Consider the following 16,803-nt stretch of genomic DNA (forward strand, 5'->3'; position numbering starts at 1 on the left):
AGCCTTGACGCGCTGGAGGAGCAGCTTGCACTGGGACTCAGAACTTTGGAGCAAAACCCTGAAACTGTGCGCACCATTGTCTCTTGGGATTGGATTGTGAGCTCCTTGATTACTTCATTTATGAAGTAGAAATGGAATGAGCGGTCAACTGCGGTTTCCAGGTTTACCGGCTTGCTGCCGGTCCGGCTATGCTTACCCATGCTTCTCAAAGACCTGCCTGAAGACGCCCGACCGCGCGAAAAGCTGCTGGCACGCGGCCCCGGCGCGCTCAGCGACGCCGAGTTGCTGGCCCTGCTGCTGCGCAGCGGTATCCCCGGTAAAAATGCCCTACAGATGGGCCAAGAGCTGGTCGATACCTTTGGCGGTGTCGCCGGCTTGCTGCACACCGGCCATGAAGCGTTGAAAAAAATCAAAGGCCTGGGCCCCGCCAAACGCGCCGAGCTGGTGGCGGTGCTGGAGCTGGCCCGCCGCGCGCTGACGCAGCAGTTGCAGGACAAACCACTGTTCAGCACCCCGCAGGCGGTGCGCGACTATCTGCAGTTGCAGCTAGGCAGCCGGCCGCATGAAATTTTTGCCGTGCTATTCCTCGACAGCCAGCACCGCCTGATTGCGCTGGAAGAGCTGTTTCGCGGCACGCTGACGCAAACCTCGGTGTACCCGCGTGAAGTGGTGGTGCGCGCACTGGCGCTGCAGGCCGGCAGTGTGGTGCTGGCGCATAACCACCCGAGCGGTGAAGCCAGGCCGTCGCGCGCCGATGAGGCGCTGACGCAGACGCTCAAGGCCGCCTTGGGCCTGGTCGATGTGCGGGTGCTCGATCATTTTGTCGTGACCCGCACACAGGCCGTGTCCATGGCCGAGCTCGGATTGCTCTGAAACCCATGCCCGTCAAAACACCCGCCATCAAGGACCTGAAAGGGCTCAAGGCCGTCAAGCTCGAAATTGAAACGCGAGCGCGGCAGGAAGCCGAGCTCAAAGCGGCACGCGCGGCCGCCGCAGCCAAGGCGAAGGCCGAAAAAGAATTGTTTTCGCGCGCCGTCGGTCACGTCAGGGCCCTGCCTGCCAAACACCTGCCGGGCCAGCGCGCCAGACTTCCGCAGGTACAAGCCGCGCCGATTCCGGTGCAGCAGCAACGCGACGAACTGGCGGTGATGCGCGAAGCCCTCTCCGACGGTTTTGATGCCGAAACCCTGCTCGACACCGACGAGGCCCTGAGTTTTCGCCGGCCCGGCATGGGGCCGGACGTGGTGCGCAAGCTGCGCCGCGGCGGCTGGAGCATACAGCGTCAGCTCGACCTGCACGGCCTGCGCCGCGAGGACGCACGCGATGCGCTGTCGGTGTTCATCCGCGAGGCGCACAAGGCGGGCCTGCGCTGCGTGCGCGTGGTACACGGCAAGGGCCTGGGCTCACCGGGCAAAACCCCGGTGCTCAAAGGCCGGGTACAAAGCTGGCTGATCCAGAAAGCCGAGGTCATCGCCTTTGTGCAGGCGCGGCCGGCCGAAGGCGGTGCGGGGGCGCTGGTGGTGCTGCTGGCGCAGAGCTGATGGCTGCCAAACTGCTATTGATTTAGTAGCTGGTCATGCGCGCTGGATATGGGCGAGAGGCCAATTTCATCTATAAAACTGGCTTAACTACCGGTTGAAATCTGTTTTTACTCGCTATTTGCAAGCAAAAAGTGCCTCCAGCCCATACCAGTCGGGCGTAAGCCGCTATTTAATCTGTAGCAATTGAGCGGCGACGCCCTCCAGCGCATTGCGCAGGGTGATCACTTTTCAAGACTTGGGCGTGACGACGGTCAGCCCCGTGAAGTAGTGACGGAAGAAGCCCGCATCGGTGGTCAGCAGTGCGTCAGCCTGCTTGATGGCGTGGGCACCGATTAAAAAGTCGGGAGCGGCGCGTTCGCGCGGTCCTTTATTTTTCGCGTAGCCGCGCATGATGCGCGCGGCCTCGAGCGCTGCATCCAGGTTGAGGGGATCGTGATCAATCTGGCAATCGACCAGGAACTCACGCAGGTTTTGCTCGGTGGCAAAGTACCGGCCCAACTCAGCCACCACCACCGCGCACACACAAAGGCTGCCGTGCGCAAGCGCCGCCTCCAGCGCGGTTTGCGCCGCTGCGGCACCGCGCGCGCCTTTGACAATGTCGAACAACACACAGGAATCAACGGCTGTTTTCATGCGCGCGAGGCTTTGACGCTCGCGGCTCGCTTTGGCGCTGCACGCTTGGGAGCCGCGAGCTTGGGCTGCCCAGCAAGGTCAGCCTGCCACGGTACCGGTCGGCCACGCAGCTCGGCGAGCGCCTGATTGGTGGACAGACCGTCATCTGCTGCCTTGCCGATCCAGCGGCTCAAATCGAGCTGCACCCGCTTTTCAATCAGCAAGCGACCGTCTTCAACACGCAGCTGCAAGCGCGCCCCGGGCTTGAGGCCCAGCGCATCGCGCGCCTCCTTGGGAATAACGATCTGGCCACGCTCGGCCAGCGTCACGTCAATGGTTTGCATGGTGTACCTTTGTTGCCTGATAGTCAAAGTATGCCACAACAAGTATGAAATTGTATGTATGCCATGCTGCGGTTGCGCCGAGGTTCGCCACGGCGAATCTGGCAGCCTCATCCGGGGGCGTTCCTCATCCAGTCGGCGGTCTGGAAAAAAGACTCGCGCAGCCGGGCGCGCAGCGCTTCATCCACACCGCTCTCACCCATGGCCTGGTCCATACAGGCCAGCCATTGGTCGCGCTCCAGAATACCGATGACAAAAGGCATGTGGCGCAGGCGCAGCTTGGGGTGGCCAAAACGCTCGGTGTAGTGCTGGGGCCCACCCAGCCAGCCGCACAAAAACCAGAACAGGTGCTGGCGCGCCCTGACCAGCTCGCTGCCATGTGCGGCGCGCAATGCGGTGTAGGCGGGCTCGATGTCCATCAGGTCGTAAAAACGCTCGACCAGGGTTTTGACTTTTTCTTCGCCGCCTATCCATGCGAAAGGCGTTTCAAACGGCGGCGTACCGGGTGGTTTTTCTTCGATGTGCATGGGGAAAGGGGAGTATTTACAAAAAGATCAAGGAGTTCAGGAGGGGGAAGAGACATCACTATTGATTGATTGAATTCCTCCTTGACCTCCTTGACCTCCTTGACCTCATTGATCTCATTGATCTCCTTGTTCAAATTGAATTCTTATGATGCCCCGTTCACTGGGCCTTGCGCAGCGTCTCGACCACTGGGGTGTTGAGCACCGAACGCAAGCCCCACCACCCCGCCGCCAGCGCCAGCGCCGCGCCAGCCAGGCTGCCCAGAAGCGGCACCGTCCAGGAACCGGTCCAGTTGAAGTTAAACACAAAACGCGCCAGCCCCCAGCCCACCGCCAGCGCCACGATGGACGCCAGAAAGCCGGCCAGCAGACCAACACCGGCGAGCTCGGCGCGCTGCACCTGGCGCAGCAGCGAGGCGCGCGCACCGACGGCACGCATGATGGCAAACTCGTGCGCGCGCTCCTCACGCGTTGCCGTGATAGCCGCAAACAGCACCACCAAACCAGCAGCCAGCGTGAAGCCGAACAAAAATTCGACCGCGCGAATCACCTGGTCGAGCACGCGCTGCACCTGGGCAATCGTGCTGCTCATGTCGACATTGGTGATGTTGGGGAAAGCCTTGACCAGCTCGTTGTCAAAGCTGCGCGGTGTGGGCTGGCCAGCAACCGCCGCCACCCGCTCGGGCGCGCGGAAGGCGCTGATGTAAGACACCGGCACGTCGGCAAGTTGCGCCACCGGGTACATCGCAAAAAAGTTGACACGCATCGAGCCCCAATCGACTTCGCGCAGGCTGCTGATCTTCGTGACCTTGATCTGCCCGCCAATGTCAAAGCTCAAGGCATCGCCGAGCTTGAGGCCCAGCGTCTGGGCGATCCCGTCCTCCACGCTGATGGCGTCTTGTTCATCGGCTGTCCAGCGCCCCGCCACCACCTGGTTGTGCGAAGGCATGTCGCTGCTGTTGGACAGGTTGAACTCGCGGTCCACCAGGCGTTTGGCGCGATCATCTGTGAAGTCGTCAGGCGTGATGGCCTTGCCGTTGACCTCCACCAGGCGGCCGCGAATCATCGGGTACCAGTCGAACTTGCTCACGCCGCCGTCACGCAAGGCCTTCTGGAAAGCCTCGCCCTGCTCCGGCTGCACGTTGATGACAAAACGATTCGGCGCATCGGGCGGCGTGGCATTGCGCCAACTGCTGATCAGGTCGGTGCGCAGCAGCACCAGCAGCATCAGCGCCAGCAAGCCAACCGCCAGCGCGCTGACCTGCACCACCGCATAGGCGGGACGCGCCGAGAGCTGGCGCGTGGCCAGCACCAGCCAGCGCGGCGCGGTTGTCTCATTGACGCTGGCCCGCAGCAGCCGCACCGCCAGATAGCTGCTGGCTGCAAACACCAGAACGGCGCCAGCAAACCCGCCCACCGCGATCAGGCCGAGTTTCAGGTCGCTGCTGGCGGCCACCAGCAAGGCCGAAAAACCCAGCATGCCAACCAGCAACACCGCCAGCGATGCAGGTCGCAGGTTACCGACATCGCGGCGGATCACGCGCAGCGGGGGCACCTGCGCCAGTTGCAGCACCGGCGGCAAACCGAAGGCCAGCAGCAAGGTCAGGCCCATGCCCATGCCAAAAGCCACCGGCCAGAAGGTGGCGGCCGGCAGCACGGTTTCGACCAGGCCGGCCAGCAGCAATACAAAACCGTAATGCACGCCGAAGCCAATCAGCACGCCGAGCGCGCTGGCCATCATGCCGGCCAGCACAAACTCGAAGGTGTAGGCCAGCGCGATGGTGCGTTGCGGCTGGCCCAGCACACGCAGCATGGCGCAGTCGTCGAGGTGTTTGGCGGCAAAGCCGCGCGCCACGATGGCAACCGCCACGGCACTGAGCAGCGCCGCCAGCAAGGCCACCAGATTAAGAAATTTTTCGGCACGGTCCAGCGTCTGGCGCATCTCGGGGCTGCCGCTTTCAAGCGACTCCAGGCGTACTCCGCGCACGTCAGTTTTTTTAATTTCTTGCGTGGCCCACTGCACATAAGCATTCACCGCCGCATCGCTGCCAGCCACGGCAAACCGGTAGTGGGTGCGGCTGGCCGGCTGAATCAGGTTGGTAGCGGCCAGGTCGGCGCTGTTGACCATGACCCGTGGCGAGAAGTTGATGAAGCCCGCACCACGATCAGGCTCCTGCACGATCACGCGCGTGAGCTTGAAGCTGGCATCGCCCATCAGCAGGGTCTGGCCGACGCGCAGGCCCAGCGCATCAAGCAGCGACGCATCGGCCCAGGCGGTGCCGGACGCGGGAATCTCGCGCGTGGCGGCGCCGGCGGCATCGACACTGTCGGCCACAGTTACATTGCCGCGCAAGGGGTAGCCTTCAGGCACGGCTTTGAAGGCCACCAGCTTGCTGGCGCCGCCGTCGGCGTCCAAGGCGCGGCCCATGGTCGGGAAGGTCACCGTCGAAATCGCCTGAAGGCCCAGGCTGCGCGCCTTGGCGACAAAAGCTTCGGGGGTCACGCCGTCGCTGCGCAGCACGGCATCGCCGCCCAGCAACTGGCGCGCATCGCGCTGCAGGCCGCCCTTGAGCCGGTCGGCAAAAAAACCGACGGCGGTCAGCGCTGCCACCGCAAGGGTGACGGCCACGATCAGCAGGCGCAGCTCGCCGGCACGCAGGTCACGCAGCAGGGTGCGCCAGCCGAGTTGAAGAAAAAGGGGGTTCATGGACAGACCATACCGCAAAGTTCACAGCCCTGAACCACGGCTGGACTTGTCGCTCTTGTCAGAGCTCTGATGCCGCCGCACGCGGCCTGGGGCCCGCCAGTGCAGGCTCAAGCTTGAGCCGCTGCGTGCTGGAATAACAAACAAAACGCTTGTTGGTGGCGCGGCCAACCGCGCACAGCCCGACCGCCTGCGCGACCTGGTGGCCCATCTGCGTGATGCCGCTGCGCGAGACCACAATCGGCACGCCCATCTGCGCCGACTTGATGACCATCTCGCTGGTCAGGCGGCCGGTGGTGTAGAAGACCAGACCGGAATCGCTGGGGGCGAGCGTGGGGGCCATATTCATCGCCATCCAGCCAGCGATGGTGTCGATGGCGTTGTGGCGGCCCACGTCTTCTACAAACAGCAGCATTTCGGGCGCACCCTGGCCGCACGAAAAAAGCGCACATGCGTGCACCGAACCTGCAGATTTGTAGGTGGTCTCCTTGAGCCGTATGGTGTTGACCAGCTCATACAGCTGGCCTTGCGTGATGCGGGCATCGGCAGACAACACAATCTGGTCCACCTCGTCCATCAGGCCGCCAAACACACTGCCCTGCCCGCAGCCCGTCGTGACCACCCGTTTGGCGGTTTTTTCCTCAATGTCTTCGATGCCGCAGCGGGTCTTGACGGCGGCCGCGCCCACGTCCCAGTCGACCGTGATGGACTCGATGTCGCCCACCTGCCTGACGAGGCGCTGGTTGCGCAGGTAACCGAGCACCAGCAATTCAGGATGCGCACCCAGGGTCATCAGCGTCACCAACTCACGCTTGTCGACATAAACCGTCAGCGCGCGCTCAGCAGGAATGGCGACTCTCTGCAATTCACCGTATTCATTGACGGCATCAATCTCGCAGGTCAGCGGCGCCTGCGCGCGTGTGAGGTGGGGCAATGAAGACAGCGGCATCTCTGAAGACTACAGCAAAAAGAAAAGGCCGACACCTTGCGGGTCGGCCTGGGTCAGCGCAAAAAAATATCAGGATTTTTGGGCTGGATTAATCACCGCATCAGGCTGCTTGGTGCTGGGAGGGCTCACGGCAGTACCAGCCGGGGAATGCGCGCCTGCGGCTTCAATCGGTTTGACCGCTTCAGGCGCTTTGTACGCAAATGCGCCTGGGTCGGCACAAGGGGGGGTTGGTGTGGGCGGTTTGGTTTCCTTGCCAGCAGCTTTGGCGGTTTTGTAATAGCTGGCCGCCACCTTGTCCAGCGATTTGCACAACAGGTAGCCGTCCACCTTGCCAGCCCACGCGGCCTTGGCCGCAGCCTCGGCAGCTTTGGCCTTGGCCTCATCGCTCAAGGGGGGAAGTTTGGCCAGTGCCGCAACGGAGACACCAGCGAACAAAGTTGCAATAAGAAGTTTTTTCATAAGGTCCTCGCTGTCGGTCTGATCAGGCTTGCGCGGTCTGGCTGGGCGGCACAGGCTCGCTGCGCTGAACCGGGATTTTGCCGGCTTTTATATCGTCATACCAGTATTCGTGGTGCTCTTTGGCCCAGGTCTCATCCACAGAACCCGTTTTCATGCTCTGGTAGGAACCTTCCAGGCCAATGGTGCCAAGGTAGATATGCCCGACGAACAGGGCCGTCATCAGTACCGAGGCCACGGCGTGAACCATGTGCGCAATCTGCATAGTGCCGCGCTCATAGACGAGACCCGGAAGCAGCTTGTTGAGCACGAAGCCCGAGACCACAACGATGATGCCCAGAAAAAACACGCCGCCCCAAAACATCACCTTTTCACCGGCGTTGAATCGGTGCGACGGGACATGCTTGCCCGACAGAAGACCGCCGCCTTTGAGAAGCCAGACCAGGTCGCCGCGGCTGGGCATGTTGTCTCGTAGAAAAGTAAAAAACACAATCACCAGCGCCACAGCAAACAGCGGGCCGGCAAAGTTGTGCATGATTTTGAGCACATAGGCGAGCCAGCCAAACAGCGTGAGGCCCATCACCGGCAGCAAAAAGAACTTGCCAAACGCCAGGACGACGCCAGAGATGGCCAGAATGCAAAACGCGATGGCATTGGCCCAATGTGCTGATCGCTCAAACGGCGTGAAGCGCTCGATCTTGCGACCGGTCTCGGCACCATGCAGCTTGATGCTGCCCTTGCCAAAATAAAACAGGGCAATGGCACCAATCACTATCAGCAGAAAGGCACCGCCGTAGGGAATCAGCCAGTTGTTGCGCACCTGGCGCCAGGCTTCGCCCGCGTTGGTCAGGCGGGAGCCAGGGTATTGCACAAAAGGCTGGATCAGGTTGCCGGCTTCCGGCGCCTCGCTTTTGGGCAAGCTGGTGAAGCCGTTAACACCTGTGCCCACCTGGCGCCAGATGGGTGCATTGTTGCCAGGCTGAACTTTTGCCCGCTCAGCGTTGGTCTGGTTGGCGTAATTCGGATCGGCGTCAGCATCGGGCTTGACTTCAAAGATATTGGCGCTTTTTATACCGCCAGAAGGCGTCGCAACGGCAGCAGGCGCAACCGGTGCCGCAGCCGTCTGCGCTGAAACGCCAGCGGCCAGACCGAAGGCTGTCAACAGCAGTGCTGCCAGAACTCGCAAAAATCGCAGGGGGCCTTGCATGAGAACTCCCGGTTATTTCACGCGGTTGTATTCGTTTTGCCCGGCCTGGGTACGTGTTTTGAGCTGTTGCTCCCACGCGGCCTTGTCGCCGGCCTTCCAGCCGGGCGCGTTGTAGGCATTGCCCGGGCCGGTCACGCTTTGAAAGGCAGGTGCATCACTCTTGACCCCAGCAGCGGTTTGCGGCTTGTCGCCGCAGGCGGACAAGACCAGTGCGGCGGCAGCGATGAAGGCTAGACGCATCATGATTTGCCTCCGTTGGCGGGTGGTTGACCGGCCTGTTTGGAGCCGTAGGCTGTGCCCCAGCCCCAGACCTCGGCGCCTTTGCCGCGCTGCACGACCCGGTTGCGGAAGATGTCGGCGACGACATCGCCGTCGCCTGCGATCAGGGCCTTGGTCGAACACTGCTCGGCGCAGGCCGGTAGTTTGCCCTCTGCCAGCCGGTTGCGACCATACTTTTCGAACTCGGCCTGGCTGCCGTTGACCTCGGGGCCGCCAGCGCAGAAAGTGCACTTGTCCATCTTGCCGCGCACACCGAAAGTGCCCTGCGACGGGAACTGCGGCGCACCAAACGGGCAGGCATACGAGCAATAACCGCAGCCTATGCAGACGTCCTTGTCATGCAGCACCACACCTTCGTCGGTGCGGTAAAAGCAGTTGACCGGGCACACCGCCATGCAGGGTGCATCGCTGCAATGCATGCAGGCCACCGAGATGGATTTTTCGCCCGGCACGCCGTCATTCAGTGTCACCACGCGGCGGCGGTTGACACCCCACGGGACTTCGTTTTCGTTTTTGCAGGCAGTGACGCAGCCGTTGCATTCAATGCAGCGCTCGGCGTCACAGACAAATTTCATTCTTGCCATGATGTCTCCTTAATTTCTTTTGTCATTGCGGGCTTGACCCGCAATCCATGCCTCGCTGACCCGCCCATCTGCTTTGTGCCAGCTTGGATCCCGGATCGAGTCCGGGATGACAGCAGCCCTTGTTCACGCACGTTCGACATTACAAACCGTCGTTTTACTTTCCTGCATCATCGTCACGCTGTCATAACCGTAGGTCGTTGCCGTGTTGACGGCTTCGCCCCGCACGATGGGTGCAGCACCATTGGGGTAATAGGCCAGCATGTCGGCACCCTGCCAGCGGCCCGAGAAGTGGAATGGCAGGAAGACGGTGTCCGGGCCTACACGCTCGGTCACCATGGCCTGCACGTTGATGCGTGCGCCGGTCGGTGTACTGACCCAGGCACGCTCACCATTGCGAATGCCTTTGTCGGCCGCCACTTTGGGATTGATCTCGATGAACATCTCCTGCTGCAGCTCGGCCAGCCAGGGGTTGGAGCGGGTTTCCTCGCCGCCACCCTCGTATTCGACCAGGCGCCCAGAAGTCATGATCAGCGGGTACTTCTCGTGTACCTTGTCTGCCAGGTTTTTCTGCTGGATCGTCTTGTACAACGTCGGCAGGCGCCAGAAAGCTTTCTTGTCATCGTGTGTCGGGTACTTGACCATCAGGTCAGCCCGGTTGCCATACAAAGGCTCGCGGTGCTGCGGAATCGCGTCGGGAAAGTTCCAGACCACGGCCCGCGCCTTGGCGTTGCCGAAAGGATGGCAGCCGTGGCCCTTCATGAATACGCGGATCATGCCGCCCGACGAGTCGGTCTTCCAGTTCTTGCCTTCTGCAGCCGCTTTTTCTGGCTCGGTCAACTCATCCCACCAACCAAGCTTTTTAAGCAGCAAGTGGTCAAGCTCTGGATAGCCGGTCTGGATGTCGGCACCCTTGGAGTGCGAGCCGTCTTCCGCCAGCAGGTTCTTGCCCTCGCGCTCCACGCCAAAGTTGGCGCGGAAGTTGCCTCCACCGTCCATCACATGTTTGGAGGTGTCGTACAGATTGGGCGAACCGGGGTGTTTCATCTCCGGCGTGCCGTAACACGGCCATGGCAGGCCGAAATAGTCGCCTGTGGTGTCGTAACCGGTTTCCTTGTCCTTGCCGCCTTTGGATCTGAGCGTTTTGACATCGAACAGGTGCATATTGCGCATGTGCGCCTTCAGGCGCTCCGGACTCTGGCCGGTGTAGCCAATGGTCCAGACACACTTGTTGATCTCACGCAGAATGTCTTCGGGCACGGGCTCGTCCATGCCCTTGACCTTCTGCATCTTGTAGTTCTTGGACAGCTCTTTGGCAAAGCCCAGCTTCTCGGCCAGCTGATGCATGATCATGTGGTCGCTGCGGCTTTCCCACAGCGGCTCAATCACTTTTTCACGCCACTGGATGGACCGGTTGGAAGCCGTCACCGAGCCACTGGTTTCAAATTGGGTGGCAGCCGGCAGCAGGTACACCGCGCGGTTGGCATTGAGGTCTTCGGCCTTGCCGGGCATGGCCGCCATCGCCGCCGTAGCCGAAGGATAGGGATCGATCACCACCAGCAAGTCCAGCTTGTCCATCGCGCGCTTCATCTCCAGACCGCGGGTCTGCGAGTTGGGCGCATGGCCCCAGAACACCACACCACGCAGGTTGGAGTCCTGGTCGATGAACTCGTTTTTCTCCAATACGCCGTCAATCCAGCGTGATACCGTGATGCCGGGTTTGCCCATCATGGCCGGTGAGGCGTAGCGGCCCTTGATCCAGTCAAAGTCCACGCCCCAGGTTTTGGCGAAGTGTTTCCACGAACCTTCAAGCAGGCCGTAATAGCCAGGCAATGAATCAGGGTTGGGGCCGACGTCGGTCGCGCCCTGCACGTTGTCATGACCACGGAAAATATTGGTGCCGCCACCAGAAACGCCGACGTTGCCCAGCGCCAGTTGCAGGATGCACGATGCACGCACCATGGCGTTGCCGATGGTGTGCTGGGTCTGGCCCATGCACCAGACAATCGTCGAAGGCCGGTTTTTGGCCATCATTTCGGCGGCCATATAGACCTTGGCTTCGGGCACACCGCAGGCTTCCTCGACCTTGTCTGGCGTCCATTTGGCCAGCACATCTTCCTTGACCTTTTCCATGCCATAAACACGGTCGTTGATGTACTTGGTGTCTTCCCAGCCGTTCTTGAAGATGTGATACAGCATGCCAAACAGGAAAGGAATGTCCGAGCCGGAGCGGATGCGGATGTATTCATCGGCCCGGGCGGCGGTGCGCGTGAAGCGCGGGTCCACCACCACCATCTTGCAACCGGTCTCTTTCGCATGCAGCATGTGCAGCAGGCTGACCGGGTGCGCCTCAGCCGCGTTGGAGCCAATGTACAACGCGCACTTGCTGTTTTGCATGTCGTTGTACGAATTGGTCATGGCGCCGTAGCCCCAGGTGTTGGCAACCCCGGCCACCGTCGTGGAATGGCAGATGCGCGCCTGGTGGTCGCAGTTGTTGCTTCCCCAGAAGCTGACGAACTTGCGCATCAAATACGCCTGCTCATTGTTGTGCTTGGACGAGCCGACCCAGTACACCGAGTCCGGGCCGCTGGTCTTGCGCAGCTCCTGCATGCGGGCGGTGATCTCACTGAGCGCAACGTCCCAGCTGATACGTTCGTATTTACCATTCACCAGCTTCATCGGATAACGCAGGCGGTACTCGCCGTGGCCGTGCTCGCGCAGCGCCGCTCCCTTGGCACAATGCGCGCCGAGGTTGATCGGCGAGTCAAACACCGGCTCTTGCCGCACCCAGACGCCGTTCTCGACGACTGCATCCACCGCACAGCCGACCGAGCAATGCGTGCAGATCGTGCGTTTGACCTCGATCTTCCCGGTGCCGTCACCAGCGCCAGGTGTTGCGGCTTTGGCTTTTTTGACGAGAGTCAACTGCGTGGCGGCCAGGCCAACGCCGACCCCCATGCCAGAGCGACGCAGGAAGGCGCGGCGGTCCATGGTGGGCAGCGCATTGGACAGGCCGCGCGCGAGGCTTTGCACAAAACGTGCCGAGCCGTCGCGATGCACCTGGCCGCCGGAAATACTGTGAATTTTTTTCGTGAGCAGCATGAAGCTCTCCGTAAGAATGAAACCGGGATGGGCTTGAAACTAGATGCGAGTGGTGCGGTAGTAGTGCTTGACGTGTTCCGACAGGCTGTAACCGCCGCCTTTTTCAGGGGCTGGCCTGGACTCTGGAGCTGAAGCTTCCGGAACCTGCATGCGGGGGAGGGCGACCACCGCTGCTGCGGCCGCGCCCGTGGCGGCGGCGCCGAAAAAGAAACCCCGGCGCGAGGGTTTTGGCTGGCTGTCCTGCATGTTTGTCTCCAAGGAAGCTTGCTATGAAATGATTTGCATGCCTACTTTACGTCACTCCCACTTACACGGCAATGACAGCACCTCAATCAAGCGTACTCTTAAGGGAAAACGATAGGGGAAGATAAGTAAGCTTAGTTTTTACCCTAACAACACCTATCGGACAAAACTGTTTCATTTTGAGAAAAATTAGGTCGCCGTCTTCAAACCAGCATGTCAAAACCTTGCGTTTCAACGCTGACAAATACCTGCGTAAATCCCGCCACGCTGCGGTAAAAATCTGACTTCGGGTGGGCGGCAACCGCGTCGCACAACAGGCTGACCCAGGGCTGGAGATGCCGCGCAAAAAACTCACGCTGGCGCGTCAGGTTGGCAACTTCCACATCCTCCCCTGCAATCAGGTAACGCATGACCTCGCACAGATAGGCCAGGTGGTCTTCGGTTTCGGACATGGCGTCGTCGCGCGCCAGACCCAGCGCATCGAGATCGGTGCGCAGGGCTGCCAGCGGTTTTTCATTGAGGAAACCACTGAGGTAGTGGGAGCCGAACAAGTAGACCTCAGGCTTGCCCACCCCGCCGAACAGCCCATCGTATTCTCTGGCGATGGCCTCATGGGACAAATTGCGCGCGACTTTTACAAGCTCACCCCACGGGGCTTCAAGCAGGGCACCAGCGGCAGGTGCCTCGGTCACAGCCACCCGGAGATTGTCAAGCAGCTCTGCCGACGGCGGCGCGTAATACAGCGCAGCCAGCAGGCCATAAACTTCGGCGCGGGCGGTTTCTTCGTCAAGGCTTGACGACAGGAGTTGGGCTGGCTGGGTCATGGGTAATACGGGGGTTATCGGATATCAGTGATCTTGACTTCGTTGTCGGCCGAATAAATATCAATGACGCGGCAGTCGCTGCACATCTTCAGCCGCTCTGCCGCCGCGCCCTGGAACATAGCGTGGCCCGCAAGTTTGCCAAGCATGGATTCAATCGCTTTCAGGGTGCCGAAGGGTTTGCTGCAGCGTATGCACTGATAAGGCTGGCTCTCGTTGAGCACGCGCGCCTCCTTTCTTTGCGGTGTGAGCAGCAAGCGCGGTTGCAGGGTGATGGCATCTTCCGGACAGGTCGTGGCGCACAGGCCACACTGCACGCAATTTTTCTCGATGAACTTGAGCTGGGGCCGCTCCGGGTTGTCCTGCAGGGCACTGGACGGGCAGGCACTGACACAACTCAGGCACAGCGTGCAGGCCTGCTTGTCGACGAGCAGGCTGCCAAAAGGTGAGCCCTTCGCCGGAAGTTCTATCAGCTCAGGCAAAGACGTTGGCGCCTGCGTCATCAGGTGGTCCAGCGCCATGTCCAGCGTGCTGCGTTTTTCCTGCGCCACCGCAAACCGGGCTGCCGCTGCCGGGACCACCGGCTGGTGACCGGCCAGCTTTTTCAGGCTGGCATCAAGCGCGGCCAGCGCCCCGGCGTCTGGCGCACCAGGGCCTTGCAGCAAGTGAAAGTGCAGGCCGCTGTAGCCCATGCCATGGAGCACGGCCTGGGCCACCGCCATTTGCTCAGTCAGTCCCGCCAGGTAGGCGGGCGCCTCTTCGTCGGTCACCAGCACGGCCACCTGGGACGCCCCAAATGCAATCGCGCTCAGCCAGAGGTCCAGCCCCACACTCGCGGTGTGCCACAAGGCCTGGGGAATGACGTTGGCAGGCATGCCTTGCAGGTTTTTGTGCAACTGCGCGGCGCGGCCCAGCGCTTCGACAGCTTGCTGACCGCTGCCCTGGCTGTGAAACAACACCACAGCCTGTCGGCCACCGGCTTTGGCATAGGTGGCCAGCAAGGTCTTGAGACGCACGCCCTGCTCGCTGGCGCGCGGGTAGGCATAGGTCAACGCACCGGTGGGGCAAACCGTGGTGCAGGCGCCGCAACCTATACACAGGTTGGGGTTGACAAAAATTTGCTGACGAAAATCTGCGGCCCCCACGCTGCGCTGCCCCCCGAGGGGGCGCACCCCGCCTTGGGGCGGCCCGGCGGCGGATATCTGGCTGCTGACAGCGCCCGCTGAACAGATATCCACGCAGGCATTGCAGCCAATGGTTTCGTTCCGGCTGTGGGCACACAGTGTCTGTTTGTAGGCGAAAAATTTGGGTTTTTCGAACTCGCCCACCATGTCGCGCAGCTTGACCACCGTCGCCAGCAGGCCAGGAGAAGCCAGGCCCTGCGCCCCATCCAGGGCAAAGTAGCCTTGCGGCGGCGCATGCAGCACCACCAGCGGTTTTTCACCCAAGTCCAGCACCAGGTCAAAGGCCTCGCTGAGCGGCTGGGCCTCGCGGCCAAAGTCAATGGCACCGGCCACCTTGCAGACGGCCACGCAATCGCGGTGCGAGGTGCACTTGTTGCTGTCGATCTGGTAGCTGAGGTCTATCGCACCTTCGGGACACACGGCCACGCAGGCATTGCAGCGGGTGCACAAGTCCAGGTCAATCGGGTTGCTTTTGTCCCACCTGGCTTCAAAGGCACCGAGCCAGCCGGAAAGCGTGAGTTTGTCGCCGCTGATGACCGGGTACTTGCGCTCCTGGCCGGGCAAGCCGGCCAGCGGCTGGGGGGAAACACCGCGCGCAAAAATGGTCACGTCCAGCGTGTCGGCGACCAGCGCCGCGACCTGTTCGGCCTGGTCCAGCGCGCCAACGATGAGCAGACGGCCTGCGCTTTTGTAGGTCACCGTGGCCACGGGCTCGGCGTCCGGAAGATGTGCCGCCGCCAGCAAGGCGGCAATCTTGGGCATGGCGCGCGCAGCGTCCCTGCCCCAGCCACCCGTTTCGCGGATGTTGACGAACTTAACTACCGAACTGGCGCCAGCCGTTTGCCGCCCCACTTCGGCGAACAGACGTTTTTCCTGGGTGCAGGCGACGATGACATCATCACCCGACTGAATCGCTTTCTGGAAGGCACCCGCCTCGCGCCTGCACAGCGCCGAATGGAGGGTCAGGGTTTCATTAAGTGCCGCGCCCAGCGTCTGGGGCTGGAGCGGCATGGTCTGGTTGCAGTCGCAAATCAGTGTGGGCATGGTCTTCTTGGCTGGCGCCGGAGCCAGGCAATGGCTCAGGTTGGCTGGGATGTTCGGTGTGGGGCAGGTCCGGACGGCTTATGTCTGAACTTTCATGGGACTGTGCCACGGTTTTATCTGCGGGATGATTCGCATTTTCCCGCGGTAAGGCTGCCGCAGGGGTTTTCGGTGCGTCAGCGTCTTCCTCTTTAGCGTCGAACAGCTTGAGAAACTTCGAGCTGGTCATCTGCCGCAGCATGGACTCGGGAATGGGATCGGGCTTCGAATAGTCGTCGATGTAGATATCGAGGCCGTCCATGATGTTGAAATGCGGGTCGGCAAACAGTTTCTTCATTGCCGCGTTGCGCACTTCAGCGCCGACATTGCCGGCCATGAAAGGTTTGAAGTCCGAGTCCTTGTTCAACAGCTTCACATCGTCGAGCGACAGAATTTTTTCGGGCTCGCTGGCGGCTTCGGTCACTGGCGCCGACGCTGACGCTGACGCCACCCCGCCCTGTGACGAAACTGCTGGTGGAACCACGACCGGAACGGGCACAGGCGGCACGGGTTCGGCCATCGGTTTGCCCTGCACGACGTCCGTCTTGCGGCGGGCCCAACGGCCCAGAAATCCGGGGGACTCTTCAGCCATGACCACCGCCTCCAAACGTCTTGTCGGTGCTCACACGCGCCGGATTGCCAAACCGGTCCTGCAGTGACTTGAAGCTTTGTGGGCGTTGCCGGCGTTTGGCCTCCAGCACGTAATGGGCATCCACAAAAGCCTGCACCCACTCCACCACATCGCGCGGCGCGGCCACCTGCTCCACCGTTTCCTGCGCGTCCAGCCAGCGTCCGGCATCGTGATAGCTGAGCGTCACGATCTGCGGCACGGCAACCGGCTCATCGGCCAGCGCAGCTTCCTCCTCCATGCGCCAAACCACCCAAAAACAGGGCTGGGAGGTGGACACATTGAGGTAATAACCTTCTGCGTCGTCGGTGAAAAGCTCGACCTTGAAGCCGGGGTGCAGCCAGCGCTCTTCGTTCGCGTCCTTGAGCAACAGGCGCGGCTGCGCACCGAATCCGTCTTCCTGGGGCACGATGTCGGCAAGCGACCAGCGCCATGGTTGCCACCGGTTGTCGATGCGCTCACGGCGCATCAGCACCGCGACCTCCACGCAGGGCCGCTGCACCCCTTCCTCTGGGGGTGACTGCAGGAGGAAGCCGGAAGTGGTCATCAGC

The 16,803-nt window shown here is 61.5% G+C and carries 17 protein-coding genes; 2 read left to right on the forward strand and 15 right to left on the reverse strand.

All coding sequences use genetic code 11. The features are described from left to right. Nucleotides 1-198 precede the first annotated feature (198 nt). Nucleotides 199-873, forward strand: coding sequence for a DNA repair protein RadC (radC, locus tag Q8O29_RS15785; protein WP_305564472.1), 675 nt, complete (start codon nt 199-201; stop codon nt 871-873). Nucleotides 874-878: 5 nt separating this feature from the next. Beyond that, nucleotides 879-1,541 carry a Smr/MutS family protein gene (locus Q8O29_RS15790; protein WP_305564474.1) on the forward strand — a complete coding sequence of 221 codons (663 nt, stop codon included), beginning with the start codon at nt 879-881 and terminating at the stop codon, nt 1,539-1,541. Nucleotides 1,542-1,769: 228 nt separating this feature from the next. Here Q8O29_RS15790 and Q8O29_RS15795 read toward each other — a convergent pair whose 3' ends face one another. The 15 genes from Q8O29_RS15795 to Q8O29_RS15865 all read right to left on the reverse strand — a co-directional run bounded on the left by Q8O29_RS15795 (nt 1,770) and on the right by Q8O29_RS15865 (nt 16,799). Further along, nucleotides 1,770-2,174: a type II toxin-antitoxin system VapC family toxin gene (locus Q8O29_RS15795; protein ID WP_305564476.1), complete on the reverse strand. Its 405-nt coding sequence runs from the start codon at nt 2,172-2,174 to the stop codon at nt 1,770-1,772. Then, nucleotides 2,171-2,497, reverse strand: a complete 327-nt coding sequence (locus Q8O29_RS15800; RefSeq protein WP_305564478.1) for an AbrB/MazE/SpoVT family DNA-binding domain-containing protein — start codon at nt 2,495-2,497, stop codon at nt 2,171-2,173. The genes Q8O29_RS15795 and Q8O29_RS15800 overlap by 4 nt, the downstream gene beginning before the upstream one ends. Nucleotides 2,498-2,604: 107 nt before the next feature. Next, nucleotides 2,605-3,021, reverse strand: coding sequence for a group II truncated hemoglobin (locus Q8O29_RS15805; protein ID WP_305564480.1), 417 nt, complete (start codon nt 3,019-3,021; stop codon nt 2,605-2,607). A 157-nt stretch (nt 3,022-3,178) separates the two neighbouring features. Continuing rightward, nucleotides 3,179-5,725, reverse strand: coding sequence for an ABC transporter permease (locus Q8O29_RS15810; protein ID WP_305564482.1), 2,547 nt, complete (start codon nt 5,723-5,725; stop codon nt 3,179-3,181). 58 nt (nt 5,726-5,783) lie between these two features. Beyond that, on the reverse strand, nt 5,784-6,671 hold the full coding sequence (locus Q8O29_RS15815) for a formate dehydrogenase accessory sulfurtransferase FdhD (RefSeq protein WP_305564484.1): 888 nt from the start codon (nt 6,669-6,671) through the stop codon (nt 5,784-5,786). A 69-nt stretch (nt 6,672-6,740) separates the two neighbouring features. Continuing rightward, nucleotides 6,741-7,130 carry a hypothetical protein gene (locus tag Q8O29_RS15820; RefSeq protein WP_305564486.1) on the reverse strand — a complete coding sequence of 130 codons (390 nt, stop codon included), beginning with the start codon at nt 7,128-7,130 and terminating at the stop codon, nt 6,741-6,743. A 22-nt stretch (nt 7,131-7,152) separates the two neighbouring features. Beyond that, on the reverse strand, nt 7,153-8,334 hold the full coding sequence (locus tag Q8O29_RS15825) for a formate dehydrogenase subunit gamma (protein ID WP_305564488.1): 1,182 nt from the start codon (nt 8,332-8,334) through the stop codon (nt 7,153-7,155). A gap of 12 nt (nt 8,335-8,346) precedes the next feature. Next, nucleotides 8,347-8,577 (reverse strand): hypothetical protein, encoded by a 231-nt coding sequence (locus Q8O29_RS15830; RefSeq protein WP_305564490.1) that lies wholly within the window; start codon nt 8,575-8,577, stop codon nt 8,347-8,349. Further along, entirely contained in the window at nt 8,574-9,197 is a 624-nt protein-coding gene (fdh3B, locus tag Q8O29_RS15835; RefSeq protein ID WP_305564492.1) for a formate dehydrogenase FDH3 subunit beta, read from the reverse strand. Before fdh3B ends, Q8O29_RS15830 begins: the two co-directional genes overlap by 4 nt. A gap of 123 nt (nt 9,198-9,320) precedes the next feature. Continuing rightward, entirely contained in the window at nt 9,321-12,296 is a 2,976-nt protein-coding gene (locus Q8O29_RS15840) for a formate dehydrogenase subunit alpha (RefSeq protein ID WP_305564494.1), read from the reverse strand. A 39-nt stretch (nt 12,297-12,335) separates the two neighbouring features. Continuing rightward, on the reverse strand, nt 12,336-12,542 hold the full coding sequence (locus Q8O29_RS15845) for a formate dehydrogenase (protein WP_305564496.1): 207 nt from the start codon (nt 12,540-12,542) through the stop codon (nt 12,336-12,338). Nucleotides 12,543-12,742: 200 nt separating this feature from the next. After that, nucleotides 12,743-13,363: a molecular chaperone gene (locus tag Q8O29_RS15850; RefSeq protein WP_305564498.1), complete on the reverse strand. Its 621-nt coding sequence runs from the start codon at nt 13,361-13,363 to the stop codon at nt 12,743-12,745. A 14-nt stretch (nt 13,364-13,377) separates the two neighbouring features. Next, nucleotides 13,378-15,588, reverse strand: coding sequence for a 4Fe-4S binding protein (locus tag Q8O29_RS15855; RefSeq protein WP_305564500.1), 2,211 nt, complete (start codon nt 15,586-15,588; stop codon nt 13,378-13,380). After that, nucleotides 15,518-16,216, reverse strand: coding sequence for a DUF3306 domain-containing protein (locus tag Q8O29_RS15860; RefSeq protein ID WP_305564502.1), 699 nt, complete (start codon nt 16,214-16,216; stop codon nt 15,518-15,520). Before Q8O29_RS15860 ends, Q8O29_RS15855 begins: the two co-directional genes overlap by 71 nt. Further along, nucleotides 16,209-16,799, reverse strand: coding sequence for a DUF3305 domain-containing protein (locus Q8O29_RS15865; protein ID WP_305564504.1), 591 nt, complete (start codon nt 16,797-16,799; stop codon nt 16,209-16,211). The genes Q8O29_RS15860 and Q8O29_RS15865 overlap by 8 nt, the downstream gene beginning before the upstream one ends. Nucleotides 16,800-16,803: the final 4 nt, after the last annotated feature.

Origin of the sequence: Polaromonas sp. (assembly GCF_030689685.1) — a bacterium.
GTDB lineage: Bacteria > Pseudomonadota > Gammaproteobacteria > Burkholderiales > Burkholderiaceae_C > Polaromonas.

What these genes read in the sequence shown, in the direction of transcription:
- Q8O29_RS15815 (WP_305564484.1), bottom strand. Translation starts at nt 6,671, where the DNA reads ATGCCGCTGTCTTCATTGCCCCACCTCACACGCGCGCAGGCGCCGCTG.
- fdh3B (WP_305564492.1), bottom strand. Translation starts at nt 9,197, where the DNA reads ATGGCAAGAATGAAATTTGTCTGTGACGCCGAGCGCTGCATTGAATGC.
- Q8O29_RS15800 (WP_305564478.1), bottom strand. Translation starts at nt 2,497, where the DNA reads ATGCAAACCATTGACGTGACGCTGGCCGAGCGTGGCCAGATCGTTATT.
- Q8O29_RS15805 (WP_305564480.1), bottom strand. Translation starts at nt 3,021, where the DNA reads ATGCACATCGAAGAAAAACCACCCGGTACGCCGCCGTTTGAAACGCCT.
- Q8O29_RS15845 (WP_305564496.1), bottom strand. Translation starts at nt 12,542, where the DNA reads ATGCAGGACAGCCAGCCAAAACCCTCGCGCCGGGGTTTCTTTTTCGGC.
- Q8O29_RS15850 (WP_305564498.1), bottom strand. Translation starts at nt 13,363, where the DNA reads ATGACCCAGCCAGCCCAACTCCTGTCGTCAAGCCTTGACGAAGAAACC.
- Q8O29_RS15855 (WP_305564500.1), bottom strand. Translation starts at nt 15,588, where the DNA reads ATGCCCACACTGATTTGCGACTGCAACCAGACCATGCCGCTCCAGCCC.
- Q8O29_RS15790 (WP_305564474.1), top strand. Translation starts at nt 879, where the DNA reads ATGCCCGTCAAAACACCCGCCATCAAGGACCTGAAAGGGCTCAAGGCC.
- radC (WP_305564472.1), top strand. Translation starts at nt 199, where the DNA reads ATGCTTCTCAAAGACCTGCCTGAAGACGCCCGACCGCGCGAAAAGCTG.
- Q8O29_RS15865 (WP_305564504.1), bottom strand. Translation starts at nt 16,799, where the DNA reads ATGACCACTTCCGGCTTCCTCCTGCAGTCACCCCCAGAGGAAGGGGTG.
- Q8O29_RS15810 (WP_305564482.1), bottom strand. Translation starts at nt 5,725, where the DNA reads ATGAACCCCCTTTTTCTTCAACTCGGCTGGCGCACCCTGCTGCGTGAC.
- Q8O29_RS15825 (WP_305564488.1), bottom strand. Translation starts at nt 8,334, where the DNA reads ATGCAAGGCCCCCTGCGATTTTTGCGAGTTCTGGCAGCACTGCTGTTG.
- Q8O29_RS15795 (WP_305564476.1), bottom strand. Translation starts at nt 2,174, where the DNA reads ATGAAAACAGCCGTTGATTCCTGTGTGTTGTTCGACATTGTCAAAGGC.
- Q8O29_RS15830 (WP_305564490.1), bottom strand. Translation starts at nt 8,577, where the DNA reads ATGATGCGTCTAGCCTTCATCGCTGCCGCCGCACTGGTCTTGTCCGCC.
- Q8O29_RS15860 (WP_305564502.1), bottom strand. Translation starts at nt 16,216, where the DNA reads ATGGCTGAAGAGTCCCCCGGATTTCTGGGCCGTTGGGCCCGCCGCAAG.
- Q8O29_RS15820 (WP_305564486.1), bottom strand. Translation starts at nt 7,130, where the DNA reads ATGAAAAAACTTCTTATTGCAACTTTGTTCGCTGGTGTCTCCGTTGCG.
- Q8O29_RS15840 (WP_305564494.1), bottom strand. Translation starts at nt 12,296, where the DNA reads ATGCTGCTCACGAAAAAAATTCACAGTATTTCCGGCGGCCAGGTGCAT.